The organism is Kribbella sp. NPDC104740, assembly GCF_055583505.1.
The window spans coordinates 756,780-779,219 of record NZ_JBVJNV010000004.1 but is presented as its reverse complement, the minus strand read 5'-3'; the positions used below and the strand labels follow the sequence as shown (position 1 = coordinate 779,219).

The window sequence follows — 22,440 nt, the reverse complement described above, 5'->3', positions numbered from 1 at the left end:
GCTCCTCGTCAGCGGGAATGTCGGGGGATTTCCGGGTTCAACCGTCCGTCCCTCTCCCATGTTCCCGCACCGGCTCAAGCCGCCGGTCAGGAGTCCGCATTCCGGTACATCAGTCTCACCGCGAGCGCCGACGCGAGCGCGACCAGGCAGACCAGCGCGGGCGCGGTCCAGCGCTGCCCGGAGGCCTGCCCGAGGTCGTCGACCCGCCCGACGAGCGGCACCACCACCGCCGAGACCGTCCCGGCGAACAGCCCGTTGATCCCGTACGCCGCCGCCACCTGTCCGGGCGGAGCCAGCGCGGCCGTCAGGTCCTGGATCGGCGGTACGGCCAGCGCGTTCCCGGCGGCGATCGCCACCGTCCCGACCAGCAGCAGCCCGATCGGAACCAGCTGACCACCTCCCGGTACGACGTCGTCCGGCCATCCAGCCCTCGTCGCCACAACGGCCGCGAAGCCCACCGCAGTCAGCGCCACCCCAGCCGCAGCAGCCCGGATGGTCCCCAGCCGCCGCTGCAGCACGAGCAGCCGCACCTGCAGCGCCACAGTGGTCACCGCGATCAGCACGAACACCGTGCCCGTCCCGACCGCGGCGTACCCGGTCAGCCGGGTCGCCTCCAGTGGCAGCAGCAGGAACGCGCCGTTCCATACGGCGTACTGGCCGCTGGCGCTGGCGCTGAACAGGAGCAGCCGGCGGGAGCGGAGGATCGCCAGCACCGCCTGCTTCAGCGCCGGTGCCGTTGGAGTCGGAGCTGGTGGCAGCACGCGGAGCTGACCGACAGCCATCGCGGTGAACACCAGGGCGGCCAGCAGGCAGGTCGTCCGGAAGCCCAGCGGCGAGGCAGCCACCGCGATCAGCGGGCCGATCGCAGAGCCCAGCACCGAGGCGCTGTTGAACAGCGCGAACGCCTCGCTGCGGCGCTCGCCGGCAGCCACACCGAGGTAGGCGCGGGTGGACGGCGCGATGAGCGACCCCGCCAGCCCGAACACCGTGATGGCGACCAGCAGGCTCCACAGCTGCTCGGCGAAGGCCAGCATCACCAGTGACACCGAGCGGGCGGCACTGCCGATCAGCAGTGCCGCCCGAAGACCGATCCGGTCGGCGAACAGCCCGGCGCCGAACATCAGCCCCTGCTGCGAGAAGGTCCGCCAGCCGAGCACGAGCCCGACCGCGGCGCTGCTGATGCCCAGCTCGACCGTGCCGCGGGTGGCCAGCAGCGGGACGACCAGGAAGAAACCCAGCCAGACCCCGAACTGGTTGACGACCAGGAAACGCGCCGGACCCGAGAGGGTTCCCCAGATCTCGCGCCGGCGCATCCCTGGACTGTCGCAGACTCCCGTGTCAGTCGTTGTCGGTGATCGTCCCGGTCACGCTGGCCGGCACCTTCAGGTCGGCGCCCATGACGTCGGTCACGGTCGCCGTGAAGGTCTCGGCCGGCTCCTTCACCTTGTCGTCGACCAGCCGGACCTGGATCACGCCCTTGGTCTGGCCGGGTTCGATGTAGCCGTAGAACGAGCGCGCCGGCGGCTCCTCGTCGACCGTCTTGAAGTCCTTCCCGAGCACGGCGGTGCCGTCCTTCAGCTCACCCTGGATCGACACGTACTGGTCGCTGGCCGCGCTGAGCGTGATCGGGAACTCCAGCACCTCGGCACCCTCCTTGGCCGTCGCCGCAACGATCTTCAGCGCCGGGGTCGGGTCGTCGTCGGTGACCAGGCCGTGCCCGAACGACTCGTCGAGCAGTCCCTCGCGCGGCACCGACAGCACCAGGCTGAAGGCCAGGTCCGCGCTGTCGCGGGTGTTCGCGGTGATCGGGACGGTGATCTTCTGCCGGGTCCGACCGGGCTTGAAGACCAGCTTCTTCGCGACCTGACCGACCGAGGTGCCGAGGTCGCCGTTCGTCTCGGCGTACACGCTGACCGGGCGGATCGACGGCCGCGACAGCGTCACGAAGAAGTCGACGTTCCTGGTGCCGGTGTTGCCCTCGACGACCTTGACGTTCGACGCGGACAGCTTCGGCAGCAGCACCGCCGGGGCGGACGTGCCGACCCCCGGCCGCGAGAACGACAGGTCGCTCAGGAACACCGCACCGCTCGCCACCCGGTCGGTGCGCAGCTCAACCGCCCGCACGTCGCTCAGGTCGATCCCCTTCAGCTGCGCGAGCGGCAGCCGGACAGTCCGGAGCAGGTGCTTCGGCAGCACCTCACCCGGGCCGGGAAGTCGCACCAGCGCGTCGCCGAGAGTAGAGGCCGGTACGGCGGCCGCCCGGCCGTGTCCGTCGACCACCCGGATGCTCAGGTCGGTCCGAGGCGCTCCCACCGCGTCAGGCGACGCGCGGAACGTCAGAGCGGCGTACTGGCGGACGTCACGCTGCCCAGCGGCCACCGGGACACGCAGTACGCCGTCCTTGCCGGTCCAGCTCAGCTTGGTGACGGCCAGCGTCGGTGTCTTCTCCGCGAACGCCGCAGTGATCCAGTGCGGCGTCTGACTCGGGTCCTCGGTCTGCACGCAGCCCGACGAGCAGACCGTCGCCTTGGCCTTGCCGGAGACCGCTCCGGCGGGCAGCGGCTGGTCGAGCGCGGACAGGTCGCGCCTGTCGGCCTTGGGAGCCTGCGCAACCACCCGTACGACGGCCTTGCCCGCCGAGACCGCCCGGCCGTTGGAGCCGTCGAGCAACGGCAGCAACTGCTTCTCGTGGCCCAGCTGCAGCCGGAAGAAGCCGGCCACGTACGCCGTACCGACCGCCTGCTGCTGCAGAGCTGTCAACCGGCCCGCGTACTTCGGGCCGCACGGCGACTCGGCGCCTTCCTCGTACCAGTCGTCGTTGGACGGCGCGACGGACTGGCCGGGCGTCCACTCGGTGTTGAAGAAGTTGTGGTTCGCGCCGAGCACCGTGACGGTCGAGCGCGGCGCGTTGTCACCGGTGACCGAGTAGCGGGTGTCGTCGTAGAACTTCTGGCCCTGCAAGTCGGAGACGTCGCCGTCGCAGTACGGCAGCACGACGCTCATCGCGACTCCCGGCACGGTCGCCCGGGCGAAGTCGGTCGGCGCCAGCGGGAGCACCGCGCGGATTCCGTACTTGCCGCCGCGGTCCGCGTTCAGCACGGCCGCGCGGGCCACGCCCTCGCCGCCGCGCGAGTGGCCCATCAGGCCGACGTTGCGCAGGTCGACCTTGCCGACGAACTTGCTCCCGAACGGGCCGCCGCCGACCGTCGCCCACTTCTTCCACAGGTCGAGGTGGTCGAGCACCAGCTCGGCGCGGGCCTGGGCGCCGGCGTCGTACGCCTCGCTGTCCCAGGCGTTGATCGCGTTCGCGCTGATCGAGACGACCTGGTAGCCGTGGCTGGCCAGCGCCTCGGCCGGGCCGTCGTACCCGCGGTAGCTCGGGATCGACTTCCAGACGCCGGTGCACGGCCAGGGCTTCTCGGGGTACGGGCCGTTCTCGTCGCCGCCGTAGCAGACCTGGTGCCGGCCGTGCAGGAAGACGACCAGCGGACGCGGACCGGTCGCGCCACGTGGCGCGTAGACCTTGCCGCGCAACTCGGCCTTCTGCTTCAGACCGGGCAGGTAGATCGCCTCGTCACCGAGGTCGTACTCCGACGTCTCGACCACGTACTTGCCCTTGGCACCGGGGTCGTCGGCCAGCGCCGGACCCATCTTCGCCTTGAGCCAGTCCGCGTCGGTCGGTCCGGCGGTGGTCTTCGAGCGGTCCTGGTCCGGATCACCCGACCAGGTCAGCTCGACGTCGCGAGCTTTCAGGACCGCCGGGTCCTTGCTGACCAGCGAGACGCTGCGCCGGTCGGGCGACTCCTTGGCGACGCCGACGGCGCGGCCGTCGACCGAGAGCACCGGGAGCGCGTCGCGGAGCGGGACCGGCCGGTCCAGCGCGAGCTCGATCCGGTACCCACCGGCCACCGGCTCGATCCGCCAATCCTTGCCTTGAGCAACATTCGGGGGCGGTGGTGCCGGTGCCGCGGACGCGGCCGGTACCAGTCCCCACCCGAGCAGTGCGACCATCCCCAGCGACAGTGGTTTGCTGCCGATCAACCGCACGAGGTTCCCTTCGTCGACGAACAGGTCGTCCGTCTGACCCCCGACGCGGCGGATTGGTTGTCGCGGTCAACGGATCGGGACGAAGATCATGCCACGGTCCGAGCCGGGTTCATGCCACAGTCTGACGCCGCAGCGACCTGCGTGTGCTGGTCAGCCGACGAGCTGCCGGAACGCGCGCTCGACCTCTTCGGGGTGCTCCATCTGCGCGACGTGACCGGACTGCGGCAGGTAGAGCGACCGGGCGTCGGGGAACGCGGCCTGGGCCTTGGTCCGGATCTTGGCGTCGACGAGCTTGTCGCGGCCGCCGTACACGAGCAGGACCGGGCAGGTGATACTCGCGGCGTCGGCCCACAGCGAGCGGCGCGGCGGAGCCAGCGACGACAGCAGGATGCTGCGGGCGCCGTCCAGCGTGGCCTGCGCGCCCCACGGCTGGGTGTCACGCCGGTGCAGCTCCTCCTCGTACGCCGCCCGCACCTCCGGCGGCAGCGTGCGCGGGTCGCCGAACACCATCGACAGCGACGCCTGGAAGCGCCGCTCGAACGGCAGCTTGCGGGTCCGCTCCATCACCATCGGCCCGATCCGCGGTGTGGCGAGCGCGGTGAACCAGAGGGCGCTGGCCGAGGCCCTGGGGTGCGGCAACGCCGGGGAGATCAGCGTGAGGGAGGCGATCCGCTCCGGCCTGCGCGCGGCGAGCGCTACCGCAGCGGCGCCGCCCATGGAGTTGCCGAACAGGTGCACCGGCCGATCGCCCAGCTCCTTGTCCATCAGCTCAGCCAGTACGTCGGCCTGCGCGCCGATGCCGATCCGGCCGACCGGCGGCGTCCGGCCGAAGCCGGGGAGGTCCGGAGCGATGCCGCGGACGGTGTCGCCCAGCAGCAGGCCGAGCGCCGTCCAGTTGAGCGACGACCCGCCGAGGCCGTGCACGTAGAGCGCCGGCGGCAGGTCCTCCGCCGCGTCCGGCACTTCTCTGACCAGCAGGTCCACACCCGCGACGGGCACGGTCCGGGCCGGCCACTCCTGCGCTCCCAGCGGCGCCGACGCGCCGGTTACTCCCCCGTAACTGTCCACGAAGCCATGTTAGAACCCCGCCGAGGCTGGACACTGGGAACCATGGCGGCCGGACAGACCCAACTGACCACCGAGGTCGACGGGCAGACGATGAAGCTCACCAACCTCGGCAAGGTGCTGTACCCGCAGACCGGGTTCACCAAGGCCGAGGTGATCGACTACTACCACCAGATCGCCGAGCTGCTGCTCCCGCACCTGTCGGACCGGCCGCTGACCCGCAAGCGGTGGCCGGACGGCACCGGAGCGTCGTACTTCTTCGAGAAGAACGCACCGCGCGGTACGCCGAGCTGGGTGCGCACCGAGACGCTGCCGACGCCCGGCAGCTCGACCGGGCGGGACGAGGCGTCGTTCGTCGTCGCTGACGACGTACAGACCGTGGTGTGGCTGGCCAACCTGGCAGCGCTCGAGCTGCACGTGCCGCAGTGGCGGATCGGGCTGTCCGACGGCGGCAAGGATCCGCAGGCCGACCTGGTGGTTTTCGACCTCGACCCGGGGCCAGGAGCGAGCATCGTGGAGTGCTGCGACGTTGCGCTGGCCCTGCGCGAGCTGCTCGGGCACTACGGGCTGGAGGGCTGGCCGAAGACCTCCGGGAACAAGGGCATGCACCTGTACGTGCCGATCGAGCCGACGTCGTCGCGGACGGCCAGCGCGTTCGCCAAGCAGCTGGCCGAGCAGCTGGCGGAGGCGCTGCCGGAGAGCGTCACCGCGACCATGACCAAGGCGCTGCGGCCCGGCAAGGTGTTCATCGACTGGAGCCAGAACGCCAGCGCGAAGACCACGCTCGCGCCGTACTCGCTGCGCGGCGCGGAGGAGCCGCGGGTCTCGACGCCGATCGACTGGGACGAGGTGGCCGCCGCGACGTCGCAGGCCGAGCTGACGTTCCTGCCGCACGAGGTGCTGGCGCGGGTCGAAGAGTACGGCGACGTGCTGGCCGGGCTGTACGACGACCCTCAGCCGCTGCCGGAGTGATACCAGTCGCCGTACTGGTCCGATGAGAAACGCACCAGTTGATCAGGGAAGGGAACGGGAGTGACTACCGCTAGGTAGGATTCGCACGGTATACACCGCCGGGGTCAGCCCGGTACCGCACCACCGTAAGGAGCCGATGTGTCGACGACACCGGAGACCGCACCGAAGCGTGGCAGTCGCCTGCCCCGGCTGGCTCGCCGCGCGCAGCTGCTCGAGGCCGCCCAGGAGGTTTTCGTCGCCAACGGCTACCACGCCGCCGCGATGGACGACATCGCCGACCGGGCCGGCGTCTCCAAGCCGGTGCTGTACCAGCACTTCCCCGGCAAGCTCGAGCTGTACCTGGCGCTGCTGGACAGCTCCTGCGAGGCGATCGTCGCGTCGGTCCGGGACGCGCTGAAGTCCACCGAGGACAACAAGCAGCGGGTCGCGGCGACCATCCACGCCTTCTACGACTACGTCGCCAACGCCCAGGGCGCGTTCCGGCTGGTCTTCGAGTCCGACCTGACCAACGAGCCGGCCGTCCGCGAGCGCGTCGACCGGGTCACCCAGGCCTGCGCCGAGGCCTGCTCCGAGGTGATCAGCGCCGACGCCGGCCTGAACAAGGAGCAGTCGATGGTGCTGGCCGTCAGCCTGGTCGGCATGGCCCAGGTCAGCGCCCGGTACTGGCTGGCCTCCGAGAACCCGACCCTCGCCCAGCAGCAGGCCGCCGACCTGGTCGCCAGCCTGGCCTGGCGAGGTATCCGGGGCTTCCCCCGTACCGAGGGCTGATCTCCACTTTCCGTTTTCACCGCTGACTGGTCAGGTGGGAGTTCTGCTGTCGGCGGACTGGTGAGAGCTGGGGATCGGCAGCGGATAGGCTCGTGGCGTACCGGCGAGACGCGCCGGTCGGAACGTGCCCGGGAGGGTTCCGTGGAGGTCAAGATCGGCGTGCAGCACGCCAATCGTGAGTTGGTTCTCGAGAGCGAGCAGACCCCGGAGGAGGTCCAGTCGGCCGTCGCCGAGGCGCTCACCGGGAAGACCGGGCTGTTGACGCTGGTCGACGAGAAGGGCCGCCGGGTGATCGTGCCGGCCGAGAAGCTGGCCTACGTCGAGATCGGCGAGTCCGAGATCCGCAAGGTCGGGTTCGGCGCGGTCTGAACCACCGGCGGGGCTCCGCGCGGGGACACCGCGCGGCCACGGTCCGGGATCGGTCCGGACTCGATCGCGTGTCCCGGTTGCGGAGCGCCACGATCGGGGCACGATGAGGATGAGACCTGCGTTCAGGTGGTCTGACGACGTACCCGTTTGACCCCGGGCACTGGACAGGCGCAGGTCAGCCATCCCTCTCGAGGAGGAACCGTGGGATTTTGGGTCTGGATGATCATCGTCAGCCTCATCGCCGGAGTCATCTTCGGGCCACTGGCCCGTCTGGTGCTGCCGGGCAAGCAGAACATCAGCCTCGGTTGGACCATCCTGGGCGGCGGCATCGGCGCCTTCCTCGGCGGTCTGATCGCCTACTTCCTCGGTGTCAAGGACACCTCCGGCCCGGACTGGATCCAGTACCTGATCCAGATCATCTGCGCCGCGATCGTGGTCGCGTTCATCTCGTCGCGCAACAGCAGGGCGAGAGTCTGACCTGATCGAGCAGGACCTGGCGGCCGCCACCCCACCCGGGGCAGGCGGCCGCTTCGCGTTCCAGGGCCGGTACGCCGGCCGCGTGAGCGCCGCGGCGCAGCCTGTACGCCGTACTTACGGCTGCAGCCCCAGCGCGGTCATCCGCGCCGTGTGCGCCTCGGTCAGCCGGGTGAACATCCGCCCGATCGCCGCCAGGTCCAGCCCGGGCCGGTCCACCGACCCCGCCAGCAGCGCCGCCAGCGAGTCCCGGTCGGCGGCGATCCGCTGCGCCTGGCTCAGCGCCTCACCGACCAGCCGCCGCCCCCACAGCGCCAGCCGGCCGCCGAGCTTCGGGTCCTCGTCGATCGCCGCCCGGACCCGGTCCACCACGAACTCGGCCTGCCCGGAGTCGGCGAACACCTCCAGCACCAGCGCCCGGGTCTCGCCGTCCACGAACGACGCGATCTCGCGGTAGAAGTCGTTGGCCAGCCCGTCACCGACGTACGCCTTGACCAGGCCCTCGAGCCAGTCCGACGGCGCGGTGTGGTCGTGGAAGGCGTCCAGCGGCGTCACGAACGGCTGCATCGCGTCCATCGGGTCGACGCCGAGCTCGACCAGCCGGTCGCGCAGCTGCACGAAGTGCCCGAACTCGGTGGTCGCCAGCTGCGCCAGCTGGGCCTTGTCGTCGAGGGTCGGCGCCAGCTTGGCGTCCTCGGCGATCCGCTCGAACGCGGTCAGCTCGCCGTAGGCCAGCACACCCAGCAGGTCCACCGCCGCGGCCCGGTAGGCGGGATCGTCGAAGGCCGTCGTTTCGGTCATGGACCGCACCATATCGGCCCCGGAGGACCTGGCGGGGAAATCGGGCTGGACGGCATGGACGCCCGCTCGGGTTACACTGGCTGGTGTTTCGCCGGTGACGCGCCCAGATGGGCAGCTGGTGCGAGCCGCTTGCACAGTGTCCCGCGCCTCACGATGAAGGACGCCGGGTGTTCAACCGAAGGACACCGGATCCTGGCGCCGGCCCTGTGCATTCTGTCCGTACAAGCATGTTGAGAGGCGATCAGCCTGACCACCTTCCGAGAGCTCGGGGTGCTCCCCGAGATCTGTGACGCGCTCGACCGCGTCGGCATCGTGGAGCCGTTTCCGATCCAGGAGATGACGCTCCCCGTCGCACTGATGGGCACCGACCTGATCGGTCAGGCCCGGACCGGGACCGGTAAGACCCTCGGGTTCGGCATCCCGCTGCTGCAGCGCACGATCTCGCCGGGCGAGCCCGACTACGAGGAGCTGGCTGCCCCGGGCAAGCCGCAGGCCCTGGTCGTCACCCCGACGCGTGAGCTGACCATCCAGGTCGCCAAGGACCTGACCACCGCCTCGACCGTGCGCACGGTCCGGGTGATGACGATCTACGGCGGTGTCGCGTACGAGCCGCAGCTGGACACCCTGAAGGCGGGCGTCGACGTCGTCGTCGGTACGCCGGGCCGGCTGCTCGACCTGGCCAACCGCGGTGTGCTGGACCTGTCGCACATCAAGGTGCTGGTGCTGGACGAGGCCGACGAGATGCTCGACCTGGGCTTCCTGCCCGACGTCGAGCGGATCCTGCGCAAGACGCCCGAGCTGCGCCAGACGATGTTGTTCTCGGCAACGATGCCGTCGGCGGTGATCGGGCTGGCCCGGACCCACATGCGGCACCCGCTGAACATCCGCGCGGAGTCCCACGAGGACACCCAGATGGTCCCGACGACGGCCCAGTTCGTCTACCGGGCGCACGATCTGGACAAGCCCGAGGTGGTCGCCCGGATCCTGCAGGCCGAGGACCGCGGCCGGGTGATGATCTTCTGCCGGACCAAGCGCGAGGCGTCCCGGCTGACCGACGAGCTGACCGACCGCGGCTTCAAGGCCGCCGCGATCCACGGCGACCTGAACCAGCAGGCCCGCGAGCGGGCGCTGACCCGGTTCCGCGGTGACAAGGTCGACGTGCTGGTCTGCACCGACGTCGCGGCCCGCGGCATCGACGTCGGCGGCGTCACGCACGTCATCAACAACACCTGCCCCGAGGACGAGAAGACCTACATCCACCGGATCGGCCGCACCGGCCGGGCCGGTGCGAGCGGTATCGCGGTGACGTTCGTCGACTGGGCGGACCTGGTCCGCTGGAAGACGATCAACAAGGCGCTCGACCTTCCGTACGACGAGCCGCAGGAGATCTACTCCACGTCGCCGGAGCTGTACCACGACCTCGGCATCCCGACCGACGCCAAGGGCCGGATCAAGCCGGTCCGCGAGGAGCGCGCCGAGCGCGACCGCCCGCCGCGCCGCAACGAGGGCGAGTCCGGCTCCGCGCCGGCGTCGGGCGAGCGCCCGGGCCGCAAGCGGAACCGCAACCGCCGCCGCACCCGCAACGGGCAGGCCGTCGAGGGCGTCGAGCAGAAGACCGACGCCGATGTGACGGCGAAGACCCAGGTCCCGCCGACCGCGGCGACGTCCACGGAGGCGGCCGAGCACGCGCCGGTCGAGCGCGGCGCCGGCGAGCGCAAGCCGCGTCAGCGGACGCGCAGGCGCCGCGGTGGGGACTCGGGTGAGAGCACCGAGTCGCTCACGCCGCAGACCACGCCGGAGGCAGCACCGGTTGAGTCCAAGGCCGCTCCGGCCGAGGCGAATGCCGCACCGGTTGAGGTGACTGAAGAAAAGCCTCGCCGTACTCGCACCCGTCGGCGCACCGAGTCGACGGAGGCTGCTCCTGCACAGGAGACAGTCGAGGCACCGGCAACGGTGGCTGAGGTGGTCGACGCTCCTGCTGAGGAGAAGCCGGCTCGGCGTACGCGCACTCGGAAGACTGCCGAAGCACCGGTTGCTGAAGAGGTCGTCGAGGAGAAGCCCAAGCGGACCCGTACGCGGAAGGCTGCCGCGGCTGCGCCCGTCGAGGAGGCTCCCGTCGAGGAGAAGCCGAAGCGGACGCGCAAGAAGGCCGTCGCGGCGCCTGAAGAGGCTGCTCCGGTGGCCACGGAAGAGGCTGCTCCCGTAGCGAAGAAGACCGCGGCCAAGAAGGCTCCGGCGAAGAAGGCTGTCGCCAAGAAGGCCGTCGCGAAGAAGGCGGTGGCGAAGAAGGCCGCCGCCGAGCCTGCTGCCGACGACGCGGAGAAGCCGGCCAAGCGGACCCGCAAGAAGGCGGCCCCCGCGGCGCCGACCTTCACTGCGCCGGAGTAAGCAACAAATCAGCGAAACCCCGCCCAGAATCCTGGGCGGGGTTTTCTGTTGCCCGACCGTGACCAGCACCCCGCAACGCCCTCCCCCGCCCGGCCGTCCCAGCTCGACAGATCGTCGAGGGGAAAGAGGGTGTGGGCGATGGTGAGAACGCGGTTGACCGCCGCGGCAGCGGGTGTGCTGCTGACGGCTCTGGTGATCTCGGGCTGCAGCGGCGGAGGCGACAGCGGTGACAGCACCGCGGGCGGCGCGGTGGCTCCGGAGTACAGCGGTCCGCAGGACAAGGCCGGCCCGCAGGCGGACACATCGGCCGGCCAAGGCGGTAAGGGCGCCGCCGCGCAGCCCTCGCTGACGCGAGCGATCGTGAAGACCGGCTCGCTGACCGTCGAGCACGAGGACGTGGACAAGCAGCGCCAAGCGGCGATCGGCGTCGTGGCGGGCCTGCGCGGGCAGGTCGCCTCGGAGGACACCGGCAGCGACGCCGACGGCAAGATCGCCCGCGCGAACCTGGTGCTGAAGGTCCCGACAGCGTCGTACGAGACCGCGATCCAGCGCTTGTCCGAGCTCGGCAAGCGGACCGCGATCCACCAGGAGTCGACCGATGTCACCGAGCAGGTGGTCGACGTCGAGAGCCGGATCGCCTCCCAGCGGGCGAGCCTCGGGCGGATGCGCGCCCTGCTGGCCAAGGCGAACACGATCGCCGAGATCGTCTCGGTCGAGTCCGAGCTGACCCGCCGCGAGGCCGATCTCGAAGCGCTGCTGGCCAAGCAGAAGGCGCTCGCGGGACAGACCGAGCTCGCCACGCTCACGCTCGTCATCGCCGAACCGGGCGAGGCGCCGGTCGTGGCGAAGGACGACCGCGGCTTCCTGGCCGGCCTCCAGGGCGGCTGGAAAGCCTTCACCACAACGTTTTTCGCGCTCGCCACGGCCTTCGGCGCGCTGCTCCCGTTCCTGGTCGCGCTGGCGCTGATCGCTGTGCCGCTGTGGCGCTTCCGCCACAAGCTGCGGCGCACCCCGGCACGGCAGCCTTAGAGCAGCGCCTTCGCCAACTCCCGGTACGCCGAGGCGCCCGGACTCGCCGGCGCCGTGGTCAGGATCGTCTGCCCGATCGCCGGCGCCTCGGCGAACCGGATCGACTTCGGGATCGGCGGGTCGAGGACCGGCAGCTCGTAGGTGCCGGAGATCGTCTCGAGCACGGTCCGGGCGTGGGTCGTGCGGCCGTCGTACAGGGTGGGGAGGACGCCGAGGATCTCGAGCCCGGGGTTGGTCAGCTGCTGGACGTCGTGGATGGTGTCCAGCAGCTGGCCGACGCCGCGGTGCGCGAGGGTCTCGCACTGCAACGGGATCAGCACCTCCGACGCCGCGGACAACCCGTTCACCGTCAGCAGCCCCAGTGTCGGCGGGCAGTCCACCACGATCCAGTCGTACGACGCCGCCAGCGGCCGCAGCACGGTCCGCAGCGCCTGCTCGGCACCGGAGTCGCGCGACAGCCGCACCTCGGCGGTCGCCAGCTCGATCGTCGCCGGGATCAGGTCCGGGCCCTCGTCGAGCGTGATCACGATGTCGCGGGCCTTCGCCGTCCCGAGCAGGACGTGGTGCAGCGAGGTGTCGAGGTCCTCGGGGTCGACGCCGAGCGAGAACGTCAGGCAGGCCTGCGGGTCGAGGTCGACGAGCAGCACCCGCTGCCCGAGCTCGCTCAGGGCAGCGCCGAGCGACGCGACGGTGGTGGTCTTCGCCACCCCGCCCTTCTGATTGGCGACAGCCAGCGTCCGCGGCACCCGGCCATTGTGCCGCACCGTGGAACCCGGCGCCTGCCGGGGCACCTGTTGACTTAAAGCTTCGTTGAAGTTTCAGGATGTTCGGCATGACGACTCTGGAGACGACACCCCGCGCCGGACGCCGGGAGTGGCTCGGCCTGGCCGTGCTCGCCCTGCCCACCATCCTGATCGGCCTGGACATGACGGTCCTGCACCTGGCCGCGCCGCTGCTGACCACCGATCTGGGCCCGAGCAGCTCGGAGCTGCTCTGGATCATCGACGTGTACGGTTTCGTCGTCGCCGGGCTGCTGATCACGATGGGCACGGTCGGCGACCGGATCGGCCGCCGCCGGCTGCTGATGATCGGTGCCGCCGGGTTCGCGCTGGCGTCGCTGCTGGCCGCGTTCGCGACCAGTGCCGCGATGCTGATCGGCGCGCGGGCGCTGCTCGGTCTGGCCGGGGCGACGCTGATGCCGTCGACGCTGTCGCTGCTCAGCAACATGTTCCGGGACCCCCGGCAGCGCCAGCTCGCGATCGCGATCTGGATGACCAACTTCATGGTCGGCGGCATCGCCGGTCCGCTGGTCGGCGGCGTACTGCTGGAGAACTTCCACTGGGGTTCGGTGTTCCTGATCGGGATCCCGCCGTTGCTGCTCCTGCTGGTGCTGGCACGGCCGCTGCTGCCCGAGTTCAAGCACCCGGGTGCCGGCCGGATCGATCTGGCCAGCGTGGTGCTGTCCACGGGCGCGATCGTCGCGGTCGTCTACGCGCTGAAGGAGACCGCCAAGGACGGCGTGCACCTGGTCAGCGTCGTCGTACTGGTCGCGGGCCTGCTGGCCGGCTACGTCTTCGTACGGAGGCAGCTGACCCTCACCGAGCCGCTGGTGGACCTGCGCCTGTTCCACCGGGCGTCGTTCAGCGTCTCGCTGGGCGCTCAGACCTTCGGCCTGTTCGTGCTGGCCGGCATGGGCTTCCTCTCGGTCCAGTACTTCCAGCTGGTGCTCGGCATGGCGCCGCTGGAGGCCGGTCTGTGGTCGCTGCCGCCTGCCGTCGGCGGCATCCTCGGCACGCTCGGCGGACCGTTCGTCGCCCGCCGGATGCGCGCCGGCGCCGCCATGACGCTGGGCTTCCTCATCGCCGCCCCCGGGCTGGCGCTGGTCGCACTGTCCGGTCGTACGGCGATCGTCGCGGGCCTGGTGATCGCCAACTTCGGCATCCAGCTCGTGTTGGCCCTCACCTACGACTTGGTCGTCGGCAGCGCACCGCCGGAGCGTGCTGGAGTCGCCTCGGGCATGGGCGAGACCGGCACGGAGCTCGGCATGGCGCTGGGCATCGCCGTGGTGGGCAGCCTGGTGACGGCGGTCTACAGGAGCGAGGTGACGCTCCCCGCCGGCGTCTCCAGCGAGGCACGCGACACGCTGGGCGGCGCTGTCGCCGTAGCCGAGCAGCTGCCGCAGCCGCTGGCCAAGGAGCTCCTGGAGCTGACCAGAGCGGCGTACACGGACGGTGTGCAACTGGCGGCTCTGGTCAGCGTGGGCATCGTCGCCGTACTCGCTGTGGCGACCGCCACCCTGCTGCGGACACGTCAGCGGGATACCGTGGACTCGTGAGTACGCCGCGCACGCTGACGCTCCCGGACAATGTCTCTCCCGTCACCCTCGAGACCGACCGTGGCGACTTCGCCACCTTGCAGGCGGTGCCCGACGTCGGTACGCCGCTCGGCACGGCGCTGCTGGTCCCGGGGTGGACCGGCAGCAAGGAGGACTTCGCTCCGCTGGTCGACCACCTCGCCCGCTTCGGCTGGCGCACGGTCGCGGTCGACCAGCGCGGTCAGTACGAGACGCCCGGCCCGGCCGACGCCTCGGCGTACACGCTGGACGAGCTCGCGCTCGACGTGGTGGCGATGAGCAAGGCGCTCGGCGGCTACAGCCAGCTGGTCGGGCACTCGTTCGGCGGGCTGGTCGCCCGCGAGGCCGTGCTGGCCGACCCGTCGGTGTTCTCCACGATCACGCTGCTCTGCTCGGGCCCCGGCGGCTTCAGCGACGAGGCGAAGGTGCAGGGGCTGCAGATGCTTGCCTTCGGCCTCGACAACCTGCCGATCGAGCAGGTGTACGACCTGAAGCTCGAGCACGACAGCAAGGAGCCGCGGTACGTCGCCCCGGCGACCGAGATCGCGGCGTTCCTGCGCAAGCGGTTCACCGGCAACGTGCCGGTCAGCCTCTCCGAGATCACCAAGCGGCTGATCGACGCCGAGGACCGGACCGACCGGCTGGCCAAGTCCGGCGTCCGGGCCCAGGTCGCGTACGGCGAGACCGACGACGGCTGGCCGCTCGCGGTCCAGGACCGGATGGCCGACATCCTCGGTGTGAAGCCGCAGGTGATCGCCGACGCCGGCCACTCCCCCGCGATCGAGCAGCCGGCCGCGACCGCACGCATCCTGGTCGATTTCTGGCACGACCGTCACTGACCGGATGTCGATCAACTGACGACTGGCTGTCTATCGGCGCTGCCTAGCGTGGCTACCATGACAACCACGCCTTCTGCCCGGTCGGGCATCGTCAACGGGACGCTGTGGCGCCTCGCACTCACCAGCGGACAGGTCGTCCACGGGCGGCACCGGCGCCCAGGTCCGGTCGACTCCGAGTTCCCGGGCCTGCGCGAACTGCTCCACGGGGATCCGCTGGCCGGCCGCGCCCGGCACCGCGCCGGGACGCACCTCACCGTCGCTTCCGAGCCGACCCGCACGTCCGAGCAGACCCGTACCTCCGAGCCGAACGCCGCTGCCTGACCGAGCTGTCCCTCGGCCGTCGTCAGGACCAGGCCTCACCCTGGTCCCTTGCGGACAACGGATCCCGGCTCGTCCATCGGTTGCCGACCGGGTGTCTATCCGGACTTCCTAGCCTCGAAGCATGACAACCGAAAGCACAGACCGCTCCAGCGCGGTCGGTCGCCGCAGCCTGATCGGTGGCGGCCTCGCAGCCACCGTCGCTGCCTCCACTCTGACTTCCGCCGGTACCGCGTCCGCCGCGCCGGCCACGACCACCACGGTCGTCCCGCCGGCCGAGCTCAAGGGCTACAGCCTCCCGCTCAGCGCCCGTGGCACCGCCAACATCGTCGGCGCCCCGCCGTGGCACTACGTCGGTGACCTGATCGGCGCCGAGTTCTGGACCAACCAGGACGCCGCCAAGGCCGCTCTCCCGGCCGGGCTGACGCTGGACCCCGCGAGCATCGGCCACGGCTACGCGCTGTTCATCGACTGGCAGTTCTCCGGCGACCACCAGGAGTACCTGGACCCGGACCGCAGCCTGTACTCGGAGTTCCTGATCCTGCTCGACGCCCAGTTCAAGGGCCAGCCGGTCGCCTGGTGCCCGTACATCTACGTCGACAACGACCAGGCGCTGGCCCGCGGCTGGTTCCAGGGCTTCCCGAAGAAGCTCGGCACGATCAAGCAGACCCGCGCGTTCTCGGTCGCCAGCGACGCGGCGCCGGTGGTCGGGCCGGGCGGGACCTTCGCCGGCGCGATGTCGTCGGCCGGCCGCCGGCTGGCCGAGGCCCGGGTCACCCTCGACAAGCCGATCGCGACCATCCCCGCGCTCGGCCGGCCGATCGTCAACCTGCGGTACTTCCCGCGGCTGACCGCCGGGAACTTCAACAACCCGAGCGTCTACGAGCTGACCCAGTCGATCCTGGAGAACGCGAAGGTCGCCAACACCTGGGGCGGGACCAGCGACCTGAACTTCCTGCCCGCGCCGGGTGAGGAGCTGGCCGACCTGAAGATCGTCCGCAAGGGCATCGGCTTCCGCGGCAGCCTGTCGTACACGGTCCGCGACCTGAAGATGCTGACCGGGCCGGACGCCACCAGCTGATCCGGGCGCCCTCCCGGACGGGCGTTCGTCCGGGAGGGTTCCGCGTCAGCTGACCGGGCGGATGTACGGCTGCAGGTCGATCGTGTCGATCCCGATCGGCCGCAGCGCGTTCAGGAGCTTCTCGTCCACCATCCGCAGCTCCACCCGGACCGGCCGGTCGCCCACGCCGATCCCGACCGACGTGATCCCGTACTCCGCCGTCGGCAGCGCGTCGACCGCCTGGTGCTGCGCGAGCGCCTCGGACTGGCTCACCTTCACCTGGGTCACGCACAGGTTGCCCTTGACCAGCGGCTGCAGGTCACGGCGTACGGTCGCGAGGTCGCCGTGGGCGACACCGATCATCAGCACGCTCGGCTTGGTCGGGGACGTGCCCGGCGTCGTCTCGGTCGGGAAGCCCTCGGGCCAGCCGATCCACGGGTTCTGCAGGGCGCTCGCACGGCTCTTCACGTACTGCTCGACCGCCGGCGTGAGCGACTCGCTCGCGTCGCCTGCCTTCCAGCCGCCGGCCGGCGGCGCACACGGCACCGCCGGTGCGGCGTCGCCCGGCTCGACCGGGGGCGGCGCGCTCTGCTGCTCGACGGCGATCGATCCGGCCTTCCACACCCCGACCAGCCGCGCGTTGCCCGAGGTCACGCCGCCGATGACGTTCAGCCCGACGAGCCGCGTCAGGTCCACACCGGTCAGGTCGACCCCGGCCCCCGGCGCACAGGCCGGCGGCTTCTGGGCACCGGACTCGAGCGGCGCCGTCGTCGGCACCGGCAGGCAGTACCGCACCGGTACGCCGGGAGCCGCGATCACCTCACCGGTGACCTCGACCTTGTCGCCGTCGCGGACCTGCAGCGGATGCTCCTTGCCGTTGCCCGGGGCAACCACTGGCTCGTCCCGGTGCGGCAGCACGATGATCGCCGCGGTGGCGATCACCGCGACGCCGGCCGCGGCGAGCGCCGGGACGACCCAGCGCCGCGGCGGTTTCCGGGTGATCCGCTCCAGGTCCGGCTCGGGTGGCGAGGGCTGCTCGGAACGCCACCGCGAGCCCGCCTGCCGCAGCAGCTCGTCGATCTCGTCGGTCGGTGTCATTCGCTGACCTCCAGCAAGGACCGCAGGCGCGCCCGCGCGTCGGAAAGAGTTGATTTGACGGTGCCCTCGGAGCACCCCATGACCGCCGCCGTGTCGGCCACCGACAGGTCGGCGAAGTAGAAGCAGTCGACGGCCAGCCGCTGCCGCGCCGAGAGCGATCCGATCGCCTGCTCGACGTCCACCCGCCCCTCGAGATCGCCGCGCGTCTCCACCGCGTCGGTCTCGACCAGCTCCGCGACCGGCCGCACGCGCCGCGCGGCCTTGCGCGCCTGGTCGGCGGTGATCGCCAGCAGCCAAGCCGACGCGGAGCCGCGGTTGGCGTCGTACTGGCCGCGTTTCATCCAGGCCCGCGCCAGCGCCTCCTGGACGATGTCGTCGCGATCGGCTCCCACCCCCAGCCGCCCGGCCACTCGTGCCATCGCCGGCAGGTGCGGCCGCACCCACCCCACGAACCCAGCTCCGTCCGCCGGAGGCACCACCACCCCACCCCGCTCGGTCATCGTCGTAGCCACACCCTGTCTACCCTCTCCGCCCCACGTCCGGTTGGGTCCCTCCCTCAATCCCCCAACGAACCCGACCTGATCCGGTCACACAAGACGTGGGTCAGCCGGCGGCGTACAGCTTGGTGATGATGGATTCGATGGTGGGTTCCTGGACGGACAGGTCGACCAGCGGGTAGCCGGCGGCGATCTGAGCGACCAAGGGGGCGGCGGAGGTGGTGGGTGGGAAGGAGAGCCACTGGCGGGGGCCGTCGGTGCGGGTGACGGTGGCGCCTTCGAGGGTGATGGGTGGGTGCGGCGTGGCGAGGTCGACGACCAGGGTGCGGGGTGCGGACTGGGAGTTGCGGAGGCCGGTGAGGGTGCCGTCGTAGACCTGGTGGCCGTGGTCGATGACCATCACGCGGGTACAGAGCGCCTCGATGTCGTCGAGGTCGTGGGTGGTGAGGATGACCGTGGTGCCGCGGTCCTGGTTGAGCTGGGCCAGGAAGGAGCGGAGGCGGGTCTTGCTGACGACGTCGAGACCGATGGTGGGCTCGTCGAGGTAGACGATCTCGGGGTCGTGGAGCAGCGCGGCGGCGATGTCGCCACGCATCCGCTGGCCGAGCGAGAGCTGACGGACCGGGACGTCGAGGAGGTCGCCGAGGTCGAGCAGCTCGACGAAGGTCGCGAGGTTCTCCGCGTGCCGGGCCCGCGGTACGCCGTACATCTTCTGCAGGACGGCGAACGAGTCCTTCAGCGGGAGGTCCCACCACAGCGTGGTGCGCTGGCCGAAGACGACGCCGATCCGGCGGGCCAGCCGGGTGCGGTGCCGGGACGGGTCGACACCGGCGACCCGGATGGTGCCGGCGGTCGGGACCAGGATGCCGGTCAGCATCTTGATCGTGGTCGACTTGCCGGCGCCGTTCGGGCCGATGTAGCCCATCACCTCGCCGGGCTCGACGGTGAACGACAGGTCGTCGACGGCGCGCACCTCGCGGTGGGTGCGGCGCCAGCCGGTGCGGGTGGAGACGGTGAAGGCGCGGGACACCTGGTCCAGCTCGATCACGGGCACGACGAATCAGCTCCCTGTACTGCGGTAGCGCCGGAGTCCGCCGCGCCAGGCCAGCGCGGCGATCCCGGTCATCACGGCGGCGACGACCGGGGCGAGCAGGCCGATCCAGGACGGCAGGCCCAGCGGGGCCGGTTTCCCCAGCACGTAGAGCACCGGGTAGTAGTTGACGAAGGCCAGCGGTACGACGAACGTGACGGCGCGGACGATCTCCTGGCCGAAGATCGCCAGCGGGTACTGGGTGAGCTGCTGGCCGCCGTACGTGAACGAGTTGGTGACCTCGGCCGAGTCGATCGAGACGAACTGGAACGCCCCGCCGAGCACGAAGATCGCGCCGAAGATGACCGCGCCGCTGAGCAGCGACACGACCAGGAAGACCACCTTCAGCGCCGTCCAGTCGATGCCCACGGCACCGATCCCGAGCCCGAGGACCATCCCGGCCTGCAACGGGCGGCCGAGCCGCCGGAGCGCGAAGTTGTCCGCGATCGCCTGGACGAAGGCCGGCACCGGCCGGACCAGCCAGACGTCCAGGTCGCCGCTGCGGATCCGCTGCCCGATCCGCTCGATCGACCCGGTGATCAGGTCGGCGATGCCGAGCGTCATCGACGCGGTCCCGTACAGCAGCGCCATCTCGCCCAGGCCGAAGCCGCCGAAGCTCTCCAGGTGGCTGAACATGATCAGCACCGCGACGAAGTCGGTGACCGTGATCAGCGCGGACCCGACCAGCATCAGCACGAACGACGCCGGGTAGGCCAGCGACGACCGGATCCACATCAGCACCAGCATCCAGTACTGACCCGGTGCCTTGCGCAACGAGATCTCAGCCACCCTGGATCACCACCTTCCGGGTCGCCAGCGTGGTCGCGAGCCGGCCGGCGAGCAGCAGCACGACGATCCAGCCGAGCTGGAACCCGAGCGCCGCGGCCGGCGCCGTCTGCCCGAGCCAGACGTCGATCGGCACCTGCATGGTCGCCGCCCACGGCGTCGCCCGGGCGAACTCGCCGAACCAGCCCGGGAACACGACCAGCGGCAGGATCGTGCCGGAGAAGAACAGCGACAGCACCAGCGCGAACCCCTCCAGCCCGCGCGAGTCGGTGATCCAGAAGCCGGACAGCGCGACCAGGTACCGGATGCCGAAGCTGACCAGGATCCCGAACAGCAACGCGACCCCGACCGCGAGCCCCTGCAGCGGCGACGCCGGGAAGCGCAGGTCGAACACCAGCGACCCGACCAGCAGCGGGACGCCGCCCCGGGCGATCAGCTCGAACGACGCCCGGCCCAGATCCATCGACAGCCACCACAGCATCAGGTGCGTCGGCCGGTACAGGTCGACGGCGATCGCGCCGGTCCGGACCCGCTCGCCGAGCTCGATCGTGGTGCTCGCGCCGAAGATCCCGATCGGCACCAGCAGCCCCTGCTGCAGCCAGACGAAGGTGAGCGCGTCGGTCACGTCGTACCCGCCGAGGTTCGGCCGCTGCCCCCACAGGGTCAGGTAGACGCCACAGAAGATGAACCCGAACACGGTGTTGGTGAACGCACCCGACGCGGTGGCGATCCGGTACGTCGAGAACCGCCGGAACGACCGCGTCGCGATCGCCCAGTAGACGCCCACGGCAACCTCCTTTCGTCAGCCGAAAGTGGTGTCCGTGAGCACAGCGGCACGCTGAACAACCCCGGATCCTGAGGGACCCGGGGGTTCGGACACCACTGTGCCGGCACGCGCGAGCATGCCGTTGTCAAGACAAGAGCAGCGACGGTACGCCGGACGCCCGCGGAGCGTCAACCTGAATTGTCGCGACCGGGCGGGTCAGCTCTGGTCGGACTCCAGCAGCCGGTGCAGCAGCGTCGCGAACGGCACCGGGTGCGAGGCGTACCCGGTGTGCCCGCCCGGGAACGTCACCACCGGCCACCCGATCGTCTCCGCGATCACCCCGATCGGCCGCGCCGGCAGATGCTCCACAGAGTCCGCCCCGGCAGCAGGCACGATCTTCCCGGCCACCTCACGCAGCGCCGCCAGGTCAGGCCGATAGCGGGTGAACGGCAACAACTTGTGCGCGAAGAACGTGTCGGTGTTCCCCATCATCCGCTCCAGCGCCTGCCGGTACTCCGGCCACAGGTCCTCCGGCGCCGGCGGCTCGTCCTCGTCCAGCCCCAGCCCACCCGCGAACAACCGCAACGCCGCGCTCACCCCGTCCTCGGCGAACGTGTTGTGCACGTCCTCGAAGAAGGCATGCGCGGTCTCGGCGTCCGGCAGCACCCCGACCACCGGCGGCTCGTGCGCCACCAGCATCCGAACCCGCTCCGGCCACCGCGTGATCAACTCGATCCCGGTCACCGCCCCCGACGAACTACCGAACACGTACGCCGCCCCACCCCCGACCGCGTCGACCACCGCCAGCGCATCCTCCGCCGACTGCTCGACCCGCTCGTCGACCGCGGCCCCGTCGTACGCGCTCCGCGAGTTCCCCCGCGGGTCGTACGTCACCACCGTGTAGTCCGCCGCCAGCTGCCCGACCACCGAGTCGAAGATCCCACCGTCGGTGAATCCCCCGGCCACCAGCAGCAGCACCGGCCCGCTCCCGGTCACCTCGTAGTGCAGCGTCGCCCCAGGCACAACCAACTTGTTCACGGTCTTCGTCGTCATGCCCCCACCCTGCGCGCGCCCACTGGCACGCCACGCACACGGCGCTGGTACGGCGCTCAGCCGGCCTTGATGAAGTCCGAGACCGCGTCGGCGACCAGCTGGACGGCGATCGCGCTCAGCAGGAGACCCGCGATGCGGGTGACCAGGAGGACGCCGTTCTCGCCGAGGATGCGCATGATGACGCCGGAGAAGCGCAGCGTCAGCCACATCACCAGGTGGATCAGGACGATGCCGACGGAGATCGCCACGACCTCGGGGAGGGAGCCGTCGGCGCGCTGGACGAAGACCATGGTGGCGACGATGGCGCCGGGGCCCGCGAGCAGCGGGGTGCCCAGGGGGACGAAGGCGATGTTGACGTTCTTCGTCTGGACCGGGTCCTCGGCGGTGTCGGTGAGGAGTTGCAGGGCGATCAGGAGCAGCAGCAGACCGCCGGCTGCCTGGAGGGCGGGGAGGGTGATGCCCAGGTTGTGCAGGATCTGCTGGCCGAAGGCGGCGAAGACGACGATCACGCCGAAGGCGACCAGGACGGCCTGCCAGGCGGCCTTCTTGCGGACGGCGCGGGACTGACCGGCGGTCAGGGAGATGAAGACCGGCACCGTGCCGGGCGGGTCCATGATCACGAACAGCGTGACGAAGACCTCGCTGAGCAGGCCGAAGTTGATCACGG

22 protein-coding genes are annotated in these 22,440 nt (G+C 70.7%); 10 read left to right on the top strand and 12 right to left on the bottom strand.

Translation table 11 applies throughout. The annotated features are described in order from the left end of the window. Positions 1-86 precede the first annotated feature (86 nt). From ACZ6Z4_RS24860 to ACZ6Z4_RS24850, 3 genes are all read right to left on the bottom strand, one after another. Positions 87-1,313, bottom strand: coding sequence for an MFS transporter (locus tag ACZ6Z4_RS24860; RefSeq protein WP_465568974.1), 1,227 nt, complete (start codon positions 1,311-1,313; stop codon positions 87-89). 25 nt (positions 1,314-1,338) lie between these two features. Then, on the bottom strand, positions 1,339-4,047 hold the full coding sequence (locus ACZ6Z4_RS24855) for a Calx-beta domain-containing protein (RefSeq protein WP_465568971.1): 2,709 nt from the start codon (positions 4,045-4,047) through the stop codon (positions 1,339-1,341). A gap of 150 nt (positions 4,048-4,197) precedes the next feature. Beyond that, positions 4,198-5,115, bottom strand: a complete 918-nt coding sequence (locus ACZ6Z4_RS24850; protein WP_465568969.1) for an alpha/beta fold hydrolase — start codon at positions 5,113-5,115, stop codon at positions 4,198-4,200. Between the two features lie 42 nt (positions 5,116-5,157). Between ACZ6Z4_RS24850 and ligD the strand changes: the two genes are divergently transcribed. The 4 genes from ligD (at position 5,158) to ACZ6Z4_RS24830 (ending at position 7,698) form a co-directional block, all read left to right on the top strand. Beyond that, a complete protein-coding gene (gene ligD / locus ACZ6Z4_RS24845) occupies positions 5,158-6,084 on the top strand; it encodes a non-homologous end-joining DNA ligase (RefSeq protein ID WP_465568967.1) in 927 nt (308 codons plus the stop codon). A 138-nt stretch (positions 6,085-6,222) separates the two neighbouring features. Then, the gene (locus ACZ6Z4_RS24840; protein WP_363665130.1) at positions 6,223-6,852 is read left to right on the top strand and encodes a TetR/AcrR family transcriptional regulator; all 630 of its coding nucleotides are present in this window, start codon (positions 6,223-6,225) and stop codon (positions 6,850-6,852) included. A gap of 141 nt (positions 6,853-6,993) precedes the next feature. Further along, positions 6,994-7,221 carry a DUF3107 domain-containing protein gene (locus ACZ6Z4_RS24835; RefSeq protein WP_344179834.1) on the top strand — a complete coding sequence of 76 codons (228 nt, stop codon included), beginning with the start codon at positions 6,994-6,996 and terminating at the stop codon, positions 7,219-7,221. Between the two features lie 201 nt (positions 7,222-7,422). Then, complete coding sequence (locus ACZ6Z4_RS24830; RefSeq protein ID WP_363665131.1) at positions 7,423-7,698, top strand: GlsB/YeaQ/YmgE family stress response membrane protein; 276 nt, start codon at positions 7,423-7,425, stop codon at positions 7,696-7,698. 114 nt (positions 7,699-7,812) lie between these two features. Here ACZ6Z4_RS24830 and ACZ6Z4_RS24825 read toward each other — a convergent pair whose 3' ends face one another. Further along, complete coding sequence (locus ACZ6Z4_RS24825; RefSeq protein WP_465568964.1) at positions 7,813-8,496, bottom strand: ferritin-like fold-containing protein; 684 nt, start codon at positions 8,494-8,496, stop codon at positions 7,813-7,815. A gap of 270 nt (positions 8,497-8,766) precedes the next feature. On the opposite strand from ACZ6Z4_RS24825, the gene ACZ6Z4_RS24820 reads away from it, so the two are divergent. Together ACZ6Z4_RS24820 and ACZ6Z4_RS24815 are read left to right on the top strand one after the other, a co-directional pair. Then, the gene (locus ACZ6Z4_RS24820) at positions 8,767-10,884 is read left to right on the top strand and encodes a DEAD/DEAH box helicase (RefSeq protein ID WP_465568962.1); all 2,118 of its coding nucleotides are present in this window, start codon (positions 8,767-8,769) and stop codon (positions 10,882-10,884) included. A gap of 138 nt (positions 10,885-11,022) precedes the next feature. Next, a complete protein-coding gene (locus ACZ6Z4_RS24815; protein WP_465568960.1) occupies positions 11,023-11,913 on the top strand; it encodes a DUF4349 domain-containing protein in 891 nt (296 codons plus the stop codon). Here the strand turns inward: ACZ6Z4_RS24815 and ACZ6Z4_RS24810 are convergent. Beyond that, entirely contained in the window at positions 11,910-12,659 is a 750-nt protein-coding gene (locus ACZ6Z4_RS24810) for a ParA family protein (RefSeq protein WP_465568958.1), read from the bottom strand. The genes ACZ6Z4_RS24815 and ACZ6Z4_RS24810 overlap by 4 nt on opposite strands. 86 nt (positions 12,660-12,745) lie before the next feature. On the opposite strand from ACZ6Z4_RS24810, the gene ACZ6Z4_RS24805 reads away from it, so the two are divergent. The 4 genes from ACZ6Z4_RS24805 to ACZ6Z4_RS24790 all read left to right on the top strand — a co-directional run bounded on the left by ACZ6Z4_RS24805 (position 12,746) and on the right by ACZ6Z4_RS24790 (position 16,504). Next, positions 12,746-14,248 carry an MFS transporter gene (locus tag ACZ6Z4_RS24805; RefSeq protein ID WP_465568956.1) on the top strand — a complete coding sequence of 501 codons (1,503 nt, stop codon included), beginning with the start codon at positions 12,746-12,748 and terminating at the stop codon, positions 14,246-14,248. After that, entirely contained in the window at positions 14,245-15,105 is an 861-nt protein-coding gene (locus ACZ6Z4_RS24800) for an alpha/beta fold hydrolase (protein ID WP_465568954.1), read from the top strand. The genes ACZ6Z4_RS24805 and ACZ6Z4_RS24800 overlap by 4 nt, the downstream gene beginning before the upstream one ends. A 57-nt stretch (positions 15,106-15,162) precedes the next feature. Then, the gene (locus ACZ6Z4_RS24795; RefSeq protein WP_465568952.1) at positions 15,163-15,426 is read left to right on the top strand and encodes a hypothetical protein; all 264 of its coding nucleotides are present in this window, start codon (positions 15,163-15,165) and stop codon (positions 15,424-15,426) included. 121 nt (positions 15,427-15,547) lie between these two features. Then, a complete protein-coding gene (locus ACZ6Z4_RS24790; RefSeq protein ID WP_363665139.1) occupies positions 15,548-16,504 on the top strand; it encodes an acetoacetate decarboxylase family protein in 957 nt (318 codons plus the stop codon). Positions 16,505-16,549: 45 nt separating this feature from the next. On the opposite strand, the gene ACZ6Z4_RS24785 is transcribed toward ACZ6Z4_RS24790, so the two are convergent. The 7 genes from ACZ6Z4_RS24785 to ACZ6Z4_RS24755 form a co-directional block, all read right to left on the bottom strand. After that, positions 16,550-17,581 (bottom strand): hypothetical protein, encoded by a 1,032-nt coding sequence (locus ACZ6Z4_RS24785; protein WP_465568950.1) that lies wholly within the window; start codon positions 17,579-17,581, stop codon positions 16,550-16,552. Beyond that, positions 17,578-18,093: an RNA polymerase sigma factor gene (locus ACZ6Z4_RS24780; RefSeq protein ID WP_465568948.1), complete on the bottom strand. Its 516-nt coding sequence runs from the start codon at positions 18,091-18,093 to the stop codon at positions 17,578-17,580. The genes ACZ6Z4_RS24785 and ACZ6Z4_RS24780 overlap by 4 nt, the downstream gene beginning before the upstream one ends. A gap of 91 nt (positions 18,094-18,184) precedes the next feature. Then, positions 18,185-19,132, bottom strand: coding sequence for an ABC transporter ATP-binding protein (locus tag ACZ6Z4_RS24775; protein ID WP_465568946.1), 948 nt, complete (start codon positions 19,130-19,132; stop codon positions 18,185-18,187). A gap of 6 nt (positions 19,133-19,138) precedes the next feature. After that, on the bottom strand, positions 19,139-19,957 hold the full coding sequence (locus tag ACZ6Z4_RS24770) for an ABC transporter permease (protein ID WP_465568944.1): 819 nt from the start codon (positions 19,955-19,957) through the stop codon (positions 19,139-19,141). Next, the gene (locus tag ACZ6Z4_RS24765) at positions 19,950-20,741 is read right to left on the bottom strand and encodes an ABC transporter permease (RefSeq protein WP_465568942.1); all 792 of its coding nucleotides are present in this window, start codon (positions 20,739-20,741) and stop codon (positions 19,950-19,952) included. The genes ACZ6Z4_RS24770 and ACZ6Z4_RS24765 overlap by 8 nt, the downstream gene beginning before the upstream one ends. A gap of 195 nt (positions 20,742-20,936) precedes the next feature. Beyond that, positions 20,937-21,773, bottom strand: coding sequence for an alpha/beta hydrolase (locus ACZ6Z4_RS24760; RefSeq protein WP_465568940.1), 837 nt, complete (start codon positions 21,771-21,773; stop codon positions 20,937-20,939). Between the two features lie 56 nt (positions 21,774-21,829). Beyond that, positions 21,830-22,438 (bottom strand): MarC family protein, encoded by a 609-nt coding sequence (locus ACZ6Z4_RS24755; protein WP_465568938.1) that lies wholly within the window; start codon positions 22,436-22,438, stop codon positions 21,830-21,832. Positions 22,439-22,440: the final 2 nt, after the last annotated feature.

Coding starts and splice junctions, on each gene's coding strand:
- ACZ6Z4_RS24760 (WP_465568940.1), bottom strand. CDS start 21,773: ATGACGACGAAGACCGTGAACAAGTTGGTTGTGCCTGGGGCGACGCTG.
- ACZ6Z4_RS24825 (WP_465568964.1), bottom strand. CDS start 8,496: ATGACCGAAACGACGGCCTTCGACGATCCCGCCTACCGGGCCGCGGCG.
- ACZ6Z4_RS24795 (WP_465568952.1), top strand. CDS start 15,163: ATGACAACCACGCCTTCTGCCCGGTCGGGCATCGTCAACGGGACGCTG.
- ACZ6Z4_RS24860 (WP_465568974.1), bottom strand. CDS start 1,313: ATGCGCCGGCGCGAGATCTGGGGAACCCTCTCGGGTCCGGCGCGTTTC.
- ACZ6Z4_RS24815 (WP_465568960.1), top strand. CDS start 11,023: ATGGTGAGAACGCGGTTGACCGCCGCGGCAGCGGGTGTGCTGCTGACG.
- ACZ6Z4_RS24805 (WP_465568956.1), top strand. CDS start 12,746: ATGACGACTCTGGAGACGACACCCCGCGCCGGACGCCGGGAGTGGCTC.
- ACZ6Z4_RS24790 (WP_363665139.1), top strand. CDS start 15,548: ATGACAACCGAAAGCACAGACCGCTCCAGCGCGGTCGGTCGCCGCAGC.
- ligD (WP_465568967.1), top strand. CDS start 5,158: ATGGCGGCCGGACAGACCCAACTGACCACCGAGGTCGACGGGCAGACG.
- ACZ6Z4_RS24785 (WP_465568950.1), bottom strand. CDS start 17,581: ATGACACCGACCGACGAGATCGACGAGCTGCTGCGGCAGGCGGGCTCG.